Source organism: Parasediminibacterium sp. HNIBRBA5674 (assembly GCF_056745525.1).
This window is the reverse complement of sequence record NZ_JBQWIE010000099.1, coordinates 1-650: the sequence shown is the minus strand read 5'-3', so window position 1 is coordinate 650 and position 650 is coordinate 1. Positions and strand designations below refer to the sequence as shown.

Here is a 650-nt window from a genome sequence, read left to right as displayed (position 1 = left end):
TGTTGTAATAATTTGCCATACTGGTCAATAATGCTAATAGAAACGGGTGTTTGACTATTAGTAGTGATGGTACATGCTTGTGTAAACGGATTAGGGAAGCTGACAATGCTTATTGGTTTAGTATTGTTCAATTCTATTACGTTGCTGTATTTAGTAGTACCATCTTTATCTACCTGCGCCAAACGATAATAAGTTTTTCCTGCTGGTGCGTTTTTATCTTCAAAAGTGTAGTTGTTTATCGCATTACTATTTCCCAATCCTTTTACAGCGCCAATTACGGTAAAAGAATTATTGTCCAGGCTACGTTCGATATTAAAATAGTCATTATTAATTTCAATACTAGTGGTCCAGAATAATTGGTTTGATAACTGTGTGTTTTTACCATAAAAATTTGTTAGGCTAACTGGTAAAGGTGTACAGCTTGCAACGGTGAGGGCAATTGTGATAGACGAAGAACTTACCCCATTGTCTGCTATTAATGTAATGGTTGCAGAGCCAGAGGCGGCCGCAGTTGGTGTAATATTAATGGTACGTGAAGTGCCTGTGCCAGTAACAATGATGTTCTTAACAGGTACTAGCGCTGTATTTGATGAAGTGGCAACGATGTTGAGGTTTTTCAAATCGGTCACCTGTAAATCATTTACAAAAAA

1 pseudogene is annotated in these 650 nt (G+C 37.1%); it reads right to left on the bottom strand.

Features of this window, described 5'->3' with window-relative positions:
* Positions 1-650 (bottom strand): annotated as a pseudogene (locus ACT9TX_RS18425) (hypothetical protein); the annotation flags it as partial.